At 48.1% G+C, this 14,520-nt stretch carries 8 protein-coding genes; 5 read left to right on the top strand and 3 right to left on the bottom strand.

Translation table 11 applies throughout. The features are described from left to right. Window positions 1–55: 55 nt before the first annotated feature. The 3 genes from KS4_RS14285 to KS4_RS14275 form a co-directional block, all read right to left on the bottom strand. Window positions 56–4,600 carry a tetratricopeptide repeat protein gene (locus tag KS4_RS14285; RefSeq protein WP_145079544.1) on the bottom strand — a complete coding sequence of 1,515 codons (4,545 nt, stop codon included), beginning with the start codon at window positions 4,598–4,600 and terminating at the stop codon, window positions 56–58. Window positions 4,601–4,670: 70 nt separating this feature from the next. Beyond that, window positions 4,671–6,719: an exosortase/archaeosortase family protein gene (locus tag KS4_RS14280; RefSeq protein WP_200761290.1), complete on the bottom strand. Its 2,049-nt coding sequence runs from the start codon at window positions 6,717–6,719 to the stop codon at window positions 4,671–4,673. 386 nt (window positions 6,720–7,105) lie between these two features. Continuing rightward, complete coding sequence (locus tag KS4_RS14275) at window positions 7,106–8,524, bottom strand: polysaccharide biosynthesis/export family protein (RefSeq protein ID WP_200761289.1); 1,419 nt, start codon at window positions 8,522–8,524, stop codon at window positions 7,106–7,108. Between the two features lie 731 nt (window positions 8,525–9,255). Between KS4_RS14275 and KS4_RS14270 the strand changes: the two genes are divergently transcribed. The 5 genes from KS4_RS14270 (at window position 9,256) to KS4_RS14250 (ending at window position 14,514) form a co-directional block, all read left to right on the top strand. Further along, entirely contained in the window at window positions 9,256–10,272 is a 1,017-nt protein-coding gene (locus tag KS4_RS14270) for an NAD(P)H-dependent glycerol-3-phosphate dehydrogenase (RefSeq protein WP_145079535.1), read from the top strand. Window positions 10,273–10,673: 401 nt separating this feature from the next. After that, entirely contained in the window at window positions 10,674–11,240 is a 567-nt protein-coding gene (locus tag KS4_RS14265) for a hypothetical protein (protein ID WP_145079532.1), read from the top strand. Between the two features lie 284 nt (window positions 11,241–11,524). Continuing rightward, window positions 11,525–12,580: a type IV pilus twitching motility protein PilT gene (locus tag KS4_RS14260; RefSeq protein WP_145079529.1), complete on the top strand. Its 1,056-nt coding sequence runs from the start codon at window positions 11,525–11,527 to the stop codon at window positions 12,578–12,580. Window positions 12,581–12,637: 57 nt separating this feature from the next. Then, window positions 12,638–13,864: a type II secretion system F family protein gene (locus tag KS4_RS14255; RefSeq protein WP_145079525.1), complete on the top strand. Its 1,227-nt coding sequence runs from the start codon at window positions 12,638–12,640 to the stop codon at window positions 13,862–13,864. A gap of 53 nt (window positions 13,865–13,917) precedes the next feature. Then, window positions 13,918–14,514: a type IV pilus modification PilV family protein gene (locus KS4_RS14250; protein WP_145079523.1), complete on the top strand. Its 597-nt coding sequence runs from the start codon at window positions 13,918–13,920 to the stop codon at window positions 14,512–14,514. Window positions 14,515–14,520 lie beyond the last annotated feature (6 nt).

Raw genomic sequence — 14,520 nt, 5'->3', positions numbered from 1 at the left:
TTCCCATAAGCCTTCAGTGATCATGCAAACGAGCTATTTTATCGAGTTTTGTTCTTTACTGGCCCAATTCCTTCAGAAGATTTTGGGCTTGTAGTATGTTTTCTTCGTCATTTGAGTTTTGAGCGAGCTTGAGGCCTTCTTCGAGAGCGCTGATGGCCTGGCTGAGCATGTTGAGTTCTTGATAGACGGTGCCTAGGTGGATGAGTGTTGTGGGTAGAGGTTTGATTTGGACACTTTGTTCGAGGATTGTTCTTGCTTTGCTGTAGTCTTCGAGACGGTAGAGGATCCAGCCATAGGTGTCGAGAATTTGAGGGTTGTTTGGAGCAGCGGTGTAAGCGTCTTCGGCAAGAGCAACGGCTTGTTGCGGTGATTTGAGATCCTCGGAGAGGAGGTAAGCGAGGTTGTTGAGTGTGCCGATGTCCTTGGGGTTGATTGTGAGGATGGTTTCGTAAGCATCCTTTGCGGCGGTGATGTCATCGATCACGTAGCTGGAGCTTGCGAGTAAGCGGAGAGCGCGTGTTTTGAGGTCGCCTTGTAGGAGAGGCAGTGCTTTTTTAACGATCTCAGCAACGGCTGCGTGATCGTTATTGCTGAGTGCTAACTCGGCGGTGAGTAGTTCTGACCAGAGTTGTCTTTCAGCGATGGTCTGGCTGCTCATGAGTGTTCGGAGATAATCTTCATCCAGTGCGAGCTTGACTTGTTGAGCCACGGTGGTGAATTGTGAGTAGTTGTTGGTGTCATCAAAAGCTTTTTTGAGCATATCCTCGCCGGCATCTTGTTGGCCGAGCATAATTAGAGCGCGACCTCTTTGAGCGCGGGCGTAGCCGTTGTTGGCGTTGGTGGGATACATGTCGTAGATTTCGATGAGTTTATCGGGTCGGTTTGCTTGAATGACAAGGTTGCCGATCTGTGTGAGTGTGTTGTCGTTTGGTGCGATGTTCATCGCGGCGATTTTAGCGTTGACAGCTTCTTTGAAGTTGCCTTGTTTTAATTCAAGGTCGCCGAGCATGAGTGGCCAACGAGGATCATCCGGGAAGATGTCGGCCCCTTCTTGGATGCGTGCTTTGGCATCAAGGATCATGTTGTTTGTTTGAAGAACCTGGATGAGCTGCAAGCGGCCGATGAGGTCACGGTCGTTGATTGAGAGGAGGTTTTCGAGTTCGCGGATTGCGTCGTCGATGTAGCCGCGACGGACATGAATTTGTGCGAGTTCACGACGAGGCGTGATCATGCTTGGCTCAAGTTCGAGGGTGCGGTTGTAGTCTTTGAGCGCGTCTTCGAGGCGGTCGGGTTGCATGCTGAGCATACGAGCGCGTTGGTAGTAGAGTCGGCCGTTTTCACGGTCGTTGCGGATTGCTTGGTTGGTGAGCTTGATTGCTTCGTCGTAGTCCTTTTGATTCATAGCGATCAGAGCACGGAGTACGAGACTTTCGGATGTGCCGAATTCGGCGGCTTCGGTGTCGAAACCTTCGAGGAGTTTGGCTGCATCATCGAATTGATCGTTTTTGATGTAAGTTTCAGCTAGGCGGAGCACGACGCGAACGTCGGCAGGATCGGATTCGAGGATACTCTTGTAAACTTCGGAAGCTTCAGCAAGGAGCTTACGGTTGAAGAGCAGGTCAGCGAATTCACGGCTGGCGAGTCTTGCTTTGGGATCTTCGGCATCCATGGCAACCTGGAAGGCTTTGAGGATGCTGTCCCGATCGCGGCTGTATTGTGCGAGGTAGCGAGCGAGGATGAGATGATCCTGAACGGTGACCTCGTCGATGCGGCCAGCAATGTACTGACGTATGACGGTTTCGCCATCATTCGCTTTGCCACTGACGGCAAAGATGTTTGCGAGAGCGAGGATATTGAAGCTGTTTTCGCCTTCTTCTTTGACGATCGCTTGCATGGTGGTGATGGCTTTGTCGAAATCTTCGAGGTCTGCGTAGAGGCCTGCAAGGATGCGACGGTTGTTGAAGTCTTGAGGCATTGCGGTTGCGATTTGCTCGCGGATGGATTTTACGGCTTCTTTGTTGCCATATTGTTGTTCGAGCTGGAGATAGATGTTGAGGATTTCGGCGTTGCGAGGCTCGAATTTTCTAGCGAGTTTGATTTGGTTAAGTGCATCAATGCCACGACCAGTCTGGTGGAAAAGTTGGGCGAGGCCGCGATGTGCGGAGACGTTGTCGGGTTTTTGTTGAATTGATTTTTTGTAAGCGTCTTCAGCTTCGGGGAGTTTTTTGTTGATGAGCAAAACTTGAGCGTATTGAGTCCAGAGGCTTGAGTTGACGTCTGTGAGTGCGAGTGCGCGGCTGTAGGAAGCTTCGGCGAGATCGTATTGGCCTTGAACGGCATAGAGTTTTCCACGGAAGATGTTGCCTTGCGCTTTATCGATGTCGAGTTCAGAGATTTTTGGAAGTAGTTTTTCGGCTTCTTCGAATTGTTTTTCCGAGACAGCGTAGTTGTATTGGAGCTCAAGAACTCTTGGATCGTTGGGCTTCATTTCGGAGGCTTTGTCGATTGCGGTTTTGAGAGCTTCTTTTTGTTTTGAACGAGCGTAGACGGTGATTTCATTGAGGAGTTTTTGGAATGGATCATCGACACCTTCATTGATGAGGTTCGCGAGTTCTTCAGGTGCAAGGTCTTCTAGATTGCCGGCTTGCTTTTCTGACATCAGGCGGATGGTACGTGCATCAGCACCCGCATCGGATGCGATCTGCATGAGCTGCTGACGTTGTTCGGGGGCCTCGATGAGGTTAAGTGCGGACTGAAGAGCCTGGATATTTGAAGGATCAGCTTCGAAATATTTCAGTGCTGATTCGCGGGCACTATCTACATCCTTTTTGGCGAGGTAGAGCTGTGTGAGCATCTGGTAGTAGGATGGGTTTTCATCGGGATTAAGGCCGAGATAGACATTGATGGCTTCATCGATGTTGCTTTCGTACGCGAGGATCACAGCGTGGAGAGCGAGGACGGATTTGTCTGTATCGTCAATGGCGAGGAGTTTGTTGATGATTGGGCGCGCTTTTGCGTGCTGCTTGTGTTGGATATACAAGGCTGCGATACGGCGCATGGTGCGTGTGTCTGTTGGGCGGACTTGGAGGTACTCTTCGAAGAGTGAGATTGCTGAACCCCAGTTGCCTTGTTTGAGGCGGGCTTCAGCGGCAAGCTGCATAAGTTGTGGGTCTGAATTACCAAGCTGCTTGAGGCATTTTTCAAGAAGAGGCATTGCTTCGTTGAGTTTTTCTTCTGCGACCAGCTTCTTGGCTCGTAAAGTTTCGGCAATGATCGGTGCGTCATCACGCTTTGTAATGTAGTCGATGGTTTTGTCGACACCGGCGAGGAGTTTTGCTTTTTTGTCTACATCTTTTTCACGAGCTGCCTGAACGATCATGATTTCGCCACAACTTTTAGCGGCATCGAATTGAATCATGCGGTTGATCAGGAATTCTGCAGCGTTTGTGATGTTGGGCGTATTCATAGCCTTTTGGTAGAAGGGCAGGGCGAGTTCGACATCGCCTTGGAGGCGGTAGTATTTGCCGAGTTCACGCATGAGGAAAACGCTGTTTGTTTTGCTTTGGAATGATGAATCAAGGATTGCAATCGCGCGCTGTACGCCACTGGTCGTTGGATTCCGATTTTCACGTTTAATGATTCTGGTGTCTGTACGGAGGAGTAAGTCCGCGATCTGCGCACAATAATATGGATCGAGTGACTGGTCTGTTAGCGTGATTTGCTCGAGTTGATCGATGATGGGTTTCATGGATGCTACGCGAGCATTGGCGTTGTTGAGTACCTGTTGCTTGTATTCTTCGGAAGCGCCAATGGGTATGCGAGGGGACAGCTGAGGGCTGATCATGAGGCGAGCATAGTTAATGAGGTGTTCAGGCTCGTTATTAAGTCGTGTTGCGTATTGTTCCGCGTATTGTGCGGCGGCGTCACGAAGTTCGGCTGCGAGTTGACGGTCGCCTTGTTCTGTGTCGAGACGGGAGCCTTCAAAAAGCAGGTACTGTGCGATGTAGTATGGGATGTCGGGATCGTTCTCAAGTGTTTTGCCAGCAGTTTCGAGGTCGTTGAAAGCTTGTTCACGATCGGCGTCGGTCATGTTTCCGTGAATAGTGATGACACGGGCGATACCGCGGTATTTGCGAGCGATGACGTTGTCGGGGTAGTTGGAGAGCCATTCATCAGCTTCGTTATAAAGTGAGTCGGCATAGGTGCGGCTAAGTCGTTTTGTAGAATCGAGAATCAGCTCGTAGTAGGCGGATTGTTTGGCAAGATCGTCAGTGGCGAGTTCTGAGAGCATTTTATATGCGGTGCGTTTTTGGCCGAGATAGCGGCGCGCATCGACAATGCCTTCGATTTTCAGCTCAGGGAAGAGGGTGATGTATTTTTCGAGATAGTCCGTGTTCGTTGGATCTTTTGCAACCGCTTTGGCGTAGGATTCGATCGCGAGGAAATATTCCTTTTCACTGACGAACTTGTCGCCGTTGCGCATGAGTTCTTGTGGGTTATTGCGCATAAATACCATGTAGACGCCGGCGAGTCCGACGACGAGGAAGATGATGATTGCGCTGAGCATGAATACGAATTTAGTGTTTACGCGACCGGCCATTAACCGACTCCTCTGTATCAAAATTCAATCTAATGTTGTATTAGTTGAAAGTAATCTCAATCCTTGGATTTTATTGTTCTGGCCATTTACCTGATTCGACGTCTACCCAGTCAGGGAGACAGGCCATCACTTCTGGTAAGTAAGCGGACAGGAATGATTGAGCGATGTTTTTCGCTTCATCTAAATCACCTGTTTGAATGCTCACTTCAACTTTACTGTAGTAGCTGTATTCATCGCTGGTTTCAGTGCCTTTAAGACGTACGGCGTCGGGTGTGGCAAGGAATTTTCCGTTTGCGATGAAGAAGTACATTACCGTGGCTTTGATTTCCTTGCCTTGCTGCTGCGAGGGCGGCTGGAAGGACATATAAGAAACGGGGATGTCTTTGATTTTCGGTATTCGAACATCGCCACGCATGAGCGTGCTGTATGCGATGTGTCCATTTTCGGTTTCGTCGTCTTCGAAGTATTCGGTTCCGCCGACTGAGATGGTTGATGTGCCTTGGTTGAGTGATGTCGCGCCGCCAGCGACGTAGCAACGTTCAGGGACGTGTGGAACGGTGTCGACGGTGCCGGTGTAGTATGCAGAGTGGAAACGGATGTAGCGTAATGGGTCGTCAACTGGGCGGTCAGTATCTTCGTAGGTTCGGCTGACGTAGTTTGTTGTGCCGAGTTCATCGAGAATCGCTTGACTTAAAGGCGGATCTTCTTGCTTGAGTTTCCAGCTTGAGATTTGTCGGGGAATGAGGACGAGTTCGTAGCGAGTGGGGACAGCTTTCTTAAATAGCACGGTGTTTGTACGTGCGTTATTGATCTGCATGCTGGGGAAGCCAATGAGTAAGATGGCTAACGCGAATGCTGAGAAGCTTTGGAGTTTCACGCTGCGTGATTCGATGGGAGATATTTTCGAGAGGATGATCACTGCCGCGAAAATAATGATGGTTGGGGGGATGAGTGTGTAGCTGAGTTTGATGAGGCTGTTGACGGCGAGGCCGTTGATACCGGTTAGCTCAAGAAGTCCGATTGGGTTTTCGACAAGTACGGCGTAGAGTACGCTGGCGAAACCCATTGCGATTGCACCGGCAAAAAACCAGAGTGCGAGTTTGATTGGATTAAGAAGTGGTTCTTTGATTCGTTCAGCGGTGAGGCGAGCGGCATCGCGTTTGAGAACTTCTTCCTCGTCCATTTTGGGTTTGTCGGTGATGACAACACGGTCCATGATCCATCCCATAAGAAGGAATAGGCCGAGGGCGGGAGCAAGCATCATCATACCGATGAAGAGGTGGAAATCACCTTTGGCATAGTCGGGGTTGATGAGCGTGAGTAGGCCAAGGGATGTAACTCGGCCGACGTTGACAGCGACAGCGATTGGCAGCGTCATGAGAACCATGATGATGCGTTGCCAAACGGGACGTTTCCAAAGGAACGCGGTGGCGACACCGAGTGCGAGGAAGGCCATGAGCATACGTAGGCCGGCACAGGCTTCAGCGACATTGAGGCTGTCGGTGACGGGTTTGATCATGCCGGTGGCGGCATTGAATTTGTTTTGTGTCAGGTTGATGGTGGAGCCGCTGTTGTCGACATCAAAGTCCATAAAGAAACTGAAAAACTTGAGTGTAACGGTGGAGCAGTTTGCGGCGATCCACTGGAGTTGTACGGCGATCCAATCCCAGATGCGTTGTGATACTTTGACGCCGAAGGCGAGGTAAATGATTGGGAACCAGAGGATGGCTATCATGCGAGGGCCAAGGAGAAACAAGACGAGGCCGAATAAGGCGAGGATCATGCCGTAGCCTTGTAGCATGAGATTGCTGATTGGGTTAACGCCAAACATGTAACTGAAGATGCCAAGCACCATGAAGGGCAGGCCCCAGATACAGGTTTGAGCCTGAATGGTCATGAGGCGGTAGCGGTGTTGATAGATGTAATAGAAAGAGATGACTGGGACGATGAAGGCGTGTGACCAGTTACTGTCGTCAAGCGCGATCCAGTACATGCGAAGGAAGAAGGCCCAGTGGATGAGGACGAAGCTGGCAAACAGCAAAACTGTCCACGGCCAAAACTCTTGTGGAATCAGCTTGGACGCACCCAAAGAGATCTTTGTGGTGTTTTTAGTTTGCACGGAGTTGTTCATCCTCTGAGAGCACTCGCATCTACGAATCTTGTCATGAAGAGCCTTTTGATGTCATGTATGTCGGCCTGTAAAACGGCAGTTATACATGTTAAACATTACGACTTGCATGCCAGTTGGGTTCAACAATAACCCTCGGCTGCAGAAACTGCAGTCGTAAACCATCCTTGGATTGTGTCTTTTAGGTGCGGAAAAGAAAGCATCCTGCCCCGCACTGGGCGATCCGTGCCCTGTTGCCGTTTAAACTAGCTTTTGCAAGCCCTTTCCCACTTAAACGACAGCTCGAAGACATATCAATTTTCGAATGAGACGGCAGAGCTGTTAGGCTTTGCCGCTCGAATATCTTGAGGCCAGCTTGAAAGACTGTTGGCCTGTTATTAGTTACTTGTCGTGTCGACTGGGCCGAAGACATCAGGACCGAAGTTACGGTCAAGGATGAAGCCGAAGCCGTAGGTCATGCGGAAGCCGTTACGGAAGATCGCAAGTGGCGTGGCAACGAAGTTGGTGCCGACATTGATCAGATCGTTTGGCTTGAGGTACAAGTCTGGTTCGGAGCCCTCGAAGATGGAACGAACGTTAATGCGGATCGTTGCTTCTTCACTGTCTTCGATGCGGCGGGTTAGGTCGACGCGTTCAGGAATTGCGAGCTGTGAGAGGCCGCCAGCAGAAGCGACGAGCTGTTTGATCGTGAGGTCGCGTTCACCGGGCACGGTGTAGGCACCGGGACGAGCGATCTCGCCCATGATATAGACGAAGCCAGCAGTTGGGTCGGGGACGCGGATGATGTCGCCGCGACGGATGACGATGTTGTAACGCAGGTCGCCATCGAGGAGACGATCGTATGGGATTTCGATGATACGCTGGGTGATGAGTTCACCGAGTTCATCGGTTTCAGCGATCTGGTCGCCAGTTGCACCACCAGCGACTGGCTGATTGACTTTGACCCATTTGCCACCAGCGAATACCCATTGTGGACTGTTGGTGCTGCTATCAAGCCCGCCTTCGATTGCGGCAGGTGCTTTTGAACTAACGGGTGCTGAAGGTGCTTGGGCATCACTTTCGTCGATGCCTTCAAGCAATTCGTCAATCAGTTTTGATGGATTGCTTGGTGCAGGCGCCACAGGCTGATTTTCTGGAGATGTTTGTGCTGGTTGGATTTCGCCTGCAACTTCTGCTGTCAAAGGTGTTTGACGGAAGATACGTAGACGCTTGGTACGACCTGGGGCACCTCTTGCGAGTGCGATTGCGTCGAGAAGACGGAAGTCAGGTTTAGGGATGACATAAGTGCCGATGGCGGTACCACCTTGAAGGGGTTCACCGACGACGCTGAATGTATTTTGGCGTGATTCCTGCAGAATGACGCTGACAGTAGCGTTACGCAGGATGTTCTTATTCTCTAAGACGATTGCGATTTCTTTTTCGAGTTCGCTGGAGCTTAGATTTGCTGCACGGACTGGGCCGATGATTGGGAGGCGGATAAGGCCTGTTTCATCGACACGTCTGGTTTGTACAGATTCAAGACCTGGAGATACGAGTTCGAATACGGTGACGGTAAGAAGGTCACCGGGACCGATGACGTATTCACGCACATCGGGGATAAGATCTTCTGGTCGAACAGAGGTGACTGCTAATGAAGAGGTATCTTCACCTTCAATAACTTCCAATCGTTCAAGGATTGGCAAGGTGACAGGCGTATGTTCCCAACGCCCAACCACCGCTGGGTTAAAGAATGAATCGGTTTCACATCCACTCAGGAGAGTCACAAGGGCCACAACCCCCAAGAGTGCGATCTGCACACCTCTCCGGATCCTCAAGTCTCGGCTATTCGTCAACGTCATGCTCCTGAATCGGCTGTTCCTGACTCTGTGCGTCCACGTGGGTAACTGAAACACCCCTTGGATATGTGCGTCTATCTTAATAAATAACCCAGATTAACGCACATGAATCTTGTGACCAAGTAAGTAAAAAATGTTTAAGATTTAATGACCAAAAGAGATTTCTCTGCTCTTGAGCATGCCATTCACTTACAAGTCTGCCCAGCAGGATGTCTGCTGTCCCTGACTTTCTCGGCAAATAAAAGCGGTTGCTCTAATTCTAATTTAAACTTTTACTGAGGGTGATTAAGCATCCCAATGACAGATAGGACTCACACACTTAACTATGATAACTATTATCCATATCTACGAGTTGTAAACCACCCGTGTTCCGGGAAATGTGACTATTCATGTGAATTTAAGGCCATTTCTAACATATGTTTAGCAATTCGCATGGATTAGGGGAGATAGGCAATCCATGCGTCGTATCTATATTTGGCATATTGTTGAGAGTGAGTTGCATGTTCGAGGTTCAAAATTCTGGGGGCTATGACTTGCCAGCGTGCTGATTACTGACCAGAATATTGTTTCCTTGTCTCTGCTTAAAATGAGGTTGCTACTGTAAGCCCATTCTTAACAAGAGGTAAGATCGCTGATGCGGATCATCGAAGAGAAATAGAGATAATCGATAGCCACAAAGCAAAAGAGAGAGCATGTCAAAAAAAATAACCATTATTGGTGACGGTGCCATGGCAACCGTTTCCGCGTTACTCCTTGAAAATAAAGGATATAGCGTCACGATTTGGGGGGCGTTTGCCGATTACACCGCCGAAATGATTCAGACACGTGAAAATTCACGTTACCTGCCTGGGTACAAGTTGCCGGACGCGATCAAGTTGACTTCAGAGTCAGATCGAGCATTTCGTGATGTGGATTTCGTGATCAATGCTGTACCAACGCAATATGTCCGAACCGTCTGGTCTCGTTTGGCGGATGCTTTGCCAGCAGGTTTGCCGATTGCGTCGCTTTCAAAGGGTATTGAAACAGATACTTTGCTGCGACCAACACAGATCATTACGGATGTACTCTCGCCGTTAGGTAAGCAGGAGCGATCATTGGCGTGCATTTCTGGGCCATCGGTGGCAGATGAATTGGCAAAATGTTTACCTGCAACGGTTTGTGCAGCATCGGATGATGCGGATTTTGCAAAAGAACTTCAAGAAACTTTCAACACACATTGGTTCCGCGTCTATACGAACTCGGATCTATTGGGTGTGGAGCTTGCTGGTGCGACGAAGAATGTGATTGCGTTGGCGGCTGGGATGCTGGACGGATTGCAGGCTGGCATCAATGCTAAATCAGCATTGCTTTCACGCGGATTGGCAGAGATCACCCGTTTGGGGTTGGCTATGGGAGCAAGTCAGGAAACCTTTTTTGGGATTTCAGGTGTCGGCGACTTGGCGACGACTTGTTTTTCGCCAACAGGTCGAAACCGTACATGCGGCGAGCAGCTTGGTCGTGGAAGAAAGTTAGACGATGTGTTGGATGCGATTCCAGGAATTGTGGAAGGTGTGCCAACTACCAAATCGGTATTACAACTGTCGGAGAAATTTAAGATTGAAATGCCGATTACAGAAGCACTGAATATGGTGCTCTTCCAAGGGCTCGATCCATTAGAAGGCATATCGAAGTTGATGAGTCGAGGTTTGAAGGCTGAGCAGATACGATAGTTCAGTTTATAGCGTTTAGGTAATTTAGATAAAAGAGATGGCTTGTAGGTCATCTCTTTTTCTATACCCATGTAGTCAATGAATAGAATAGTCGCAACATGAAAGCATAAAAATAGAAATGGATGGTCTTATATTTCTAATAAATAGATAGTCTGTGCTTGCTATACGGATTATAGTGCAATTTATCGCACGATTGATGAATAAATTGTTGAACGAACTTGTTAATGAAATAGAATCGTGTTTAGTTGCTTCTATGAGCCATGCCCATTGAAGTGCGGGGAGTGGGGTCACATCATCGCAGGTGCCGATAACGCACCGACTAGTATAGAAAATGCCGAATACTTGAGTCTTATGAGCTTTGAGTCCGACGTTTTTTATGGGAGTCAAACAGGAGAGAAGCTATGAGATTGATACACGCTTGTGTAATGGGTATTGCCATTGGTTTGGCATCAATGAGTATGACAGGAAGTATTCAGGCTGCACCATTCCATAACGCTACGGCGAATGGAACTTCCTACCAATTCCAATCGGTGCAAGATTTACTTGGATCAACACCGAGAAATTATATTGAAGCGGTCACGATGGGTGCTGCAAAAGGTTTTGTAGGTAGCGCATCAGAAACCCAGACTCCGTTAGGCCAAATCGTGCGTATTGACGAACTCTCGTATGGTGCGGCAGAGGTGTTTGCGATTTTTGATAAGCTTGGAGCAGTACGTACAACCACTTTGTTGGCTTACAATGAGACGCCATTAAATTTAAATCAGAATTATTTGAGGCAGAATGGCCCAGATGTTCGTAAGGTAAATGTAGGTGGGCCAGTAGACTTGTACCCGACGCCTGAAGCTAGGCGGGGGTTTAATTTCCCGTTTCCTCTTCAGCCGAATGAAATACCAGAACCAGCATCGTCTTCAATCTTAACGCTTGCCATTTTCGCGGTCATGAGCCGTAGAGGAAGACATGCGAGATGATTAATTAGCAAATTAGGTATGTTATATAAAGTATTAAAGCAGCTCTTATAGGCTGCTTTTTTTATGGGTGTTGGAGTATTATCGTGATTCGGATTGTAGCGGTTGTGACGAGTTTGCCGGAGATCACTTCTATACATATTAGCTTATTCAGGTAATACAGCTTGACTAGAGAAACATCTTATTCGTTCTTTATCAAAGGCCGATATTCGATAACGCAATCGCCTGCAGACACTGTGTCAATTGGTTCATTGCGTTACATTACCTTTAGGCATGAGAACGAATAAATGGATCTGGATACTATTCTGACGACTGCCCTTCAGCATGACGCGTCCGACATTCATCTTGTCACCGGTCATAAGCCCATGGCGCGAGTTCATACGGTAATGATGCCGATGGATTATCCGATGCTCACGAAAGAGTCGACGACGGCAATGCTTGAGCATATGGCAACGCCAGAGCATATGAAGGTTTTTAACAAGGTAAAAGATGTTGATTTTTCATATGCGATCAAAGATATAGGCCGATTTCGCGTGAATGCTCACATGCAACGTGGCACTGTAGGTATCTCGCTACGTTCTATTAAAACAGTCATACCTGAATTAGAGAGTTTGAATCTACCGGAAGTGATTAGCCGTTTGACATACTTGCCACGCGGTCTTGTGCTTGTGACGGGTGATACAGGTTCGGGTAAATCAACAACATTGGCAGCGATGATTGATCAGATGAATTATCGCTATCAAAAGCATATCATCACGCTTGAAGATCCAATTGAGTATACGATGTCTTCAGCTAAGTGCATTATCGAGCAGCGTGAGCTTGGCGAAGATACGCCATCATTTGCTTCAGGTTTGCGACATGTTTTGCGTCAAGACCCAGACATTATTCTTGTTGGTGAGATGCGTGATCTTGAAACGACCGCTGCTGCAATTACTGCCGCTGAAACAGGCCATCTAGTTTTCTCAACTCTCCACACTGTCAACGCGTCGCAAACAATTGAGCGTATCATCGATATGTATCCTGCTGATGAGCAGAACCAGATTAGATCAATGCTTGCGAATACTCTGCAGGCTGTTGTTTCCCAAACACTTTTTAAACGTCTCGATACCAAAGGCATGGTGCCAGCGGTTGAGATTATGCTCTGTACACCTGCTGTACGAAACTTAATTCGTGAAAACCGTGCGTTTGAGATTCCAAACGTGATTGATACAAATCGATCGCTTGGGATGAACTCGTTAGATAGTGCGATTTCTGAGTTGTACTTCAATGGGATGATTTCCCGTGAAGATGCGATTGCGCAAGCTGCGTTTCCTGAAAAGATTGAGCGAGCGTTAGCGGCCTAAAACTCGAGTCGGGTATTAAACGACATGATTAAGCATAGTTAATGGAATCGCTGATAGATGCCAACTTATAAATACCAAATGCGGACATCGGCCGGTGAGAAATCAAACGGCTTTCTGAAATCAGAAAACGCACTGGCTGCAGCCAAACAATTGCGCAGCCAAGGCAATGTTGTTCTGCAGTTGACGCCGGTCAGCGAAAGATCTACCGCATCGCTTGGTCAAAAGCTGAGTGCACTTAATTATCAGTCAGGGCCGACACAACGGGATGTACTTAATTTTACGACACAACTTGCCGTGATGATTCGTGCTGGCATCTCAATTCGAGCTGCTCTGGATGGTATTGCAGATCAAGTTGAAAACCAAAAATTTAAGACGATTCTCTTAGAGATTAAACAGGATGTAGAATCAGGTAAGCAGTTTTCCGAAGCATTGGCAAAGCATCCTAAATTATTTAATCCTCTGTATATCAACATGGTTCGTGCTTCGGAAATGTCGGGCTCTTTCTCAAAGATGCTAGAACGTATCGCAGCTTACCTGCAGCAACAAATTGAAACCCGTGCGATGGTGATCGGCGCGATGATTTACCCCGTGGTGATCGGCGGCCTGGCGATTGCGGTGACTATTTTCCTCCTAACCTTTGTGCTGCCGCGATTCGCTACAGTGTTTGAGGGTAAAGAAGCAGCGATGCCCTGGCCAACAATATTCCTCATGAATCTTTCAGAGTTTATGGTGGAATGGTGGTGGGCTGTCGGTGTTGGCATGATGGGGGTATTGATTGCAGCATTCTTTTTCGTAAAGACAGATCCTGGTGGTTGGTGGTGGGATACGATGAAGTTACGAATCCCCATTTTTAAGAAAATGTTCCGTGCACTTTATATTTCTCGTTCATTGCAAACGATGGGCGAGCTTGTCAATGCGGGTGTTCCGATGCTTGATACACTTGCGATTACGGGTGAAATTTCAGGTAATCGACACTTCCATAAACTTTGGAATGCAGTTCATAACTCAGTGAAGCAAGGCAAGAAAATTGCCCAGCCATTGCAACGCAATCCTTATCTACCTAAATCTGTCGTGCAGATGGTCTCTGCAGGTGAGGAATCGGGTAAGCTCGGTGAAGTGTTGGATGAGATTTCATCTTATTACGCACGTCAATTGAAGGAAGTGATTAAAACTGTGACAAGTATGATTGAACCAATCATGATTATCGTGATGGGTTCAGTTGTTGGCTTCATCGCGATGGCGATTATTCTTCCAATCTTTAAACTCTCTACCCTCGTTAAATAACTCGGCCAAGCTCATATTACTCATTAAGTACATGGCCAAACATGAGTCGTAACGTGAAAAAGCAAAACATTCATCCTGACATAAGAAAACGTCATGCTCGCAATGCGGGCTTCACGCTGATTGAAGCAGCGTTGACGACTGTCATTGTCGGGACAGGTGTACTTGCGATCGTTGCTGCCCAGCAGGCTTATCACAAGAAGAACGATTGGGCCGCCCGTACAGGCACCGCAATGTTGCTTGCCAATGAGATCCGTGAATTGACGTTGAGTTTACCGTTCCATGATCCGATCACTGGCGACCAAAACTTTGGGCCAGAGCCGAATGAATTGAAGTCTGACGGTCTGCCGAACATTAAATTTTTAGATGACCTTGATGATTTCGCAGGCATCATGCAGAGCAACAATAAAGGGCAGGGCACTGTCTTTTCACCGCCAGTTAACGCCTTACGAAAAACCGTTCCGGATATGAATTTATGGGCACAGTACGTCACTGTCGAGAAAGTGCCTGAAGATAATATCAGTTCATCCGTCACGCTGCCGATGACCACAGACTCTGACATCATACGTGTCACTGTCGATATTGCGTATACAGATCCAAATAACAACCAAGAGGAGCATGTGACTAGCCTTAGCTGGATCGTAACACGCTGATTAGCC

This window comes from Poriferisphaera corsica (genome assembly GCF_007747445.1).
Classification (GTDB): Bacteria; Planctomycetota; Phycisphaerae; order Phycisphaerales; family Phycisphaeraceae; genus Poriferisphaera; species Poriferisphaera corsica.
The sequence above is the reverse complement of the archived record's forward strand: the minus strand, read 5'-3'. Positions and strand labels throughout refer to the sequence as shown.

Excerpts from the sequence above, each read along its gene's own strand:
- KS4_RS14285 (WP_145079544.1), bottom strand. The coding sequence starts at position 4,600 with ATGGCCGGTCGCGTAAACACTAAATTCGTATTCATGCTCAGCGCAATC.
- KS4_RS14270 (WP_145079535.1), top strand. The coding sequence starts at position 9,256 with ATGTCAAAAAAAATAACCATTATTGGTGACGGTGCCATGGCAACCGTT.
- KS4_RS14265 (WP_145079532.1), top strand. The coding sequence starts at position 10,674 with ATGAGATTGATACACGCTTGTGTAATGGGTATTGCCATTGGTTTGGCA.
- KS4_RS14260 (WP_145079529.1), top strand. The coding sequence starts at position 11,525 with ATGGATCTGGATACTATTCTGACGACTGCCCTTCAGCATGACGCGTCC.
- KS4_RS14255 (WP_145079525.1), top strand. The coding sequence starts at position 12,638 with ATGCCAACTTATAAATACCAAATGCGGACATCGGCCGGTGAGAAATCA.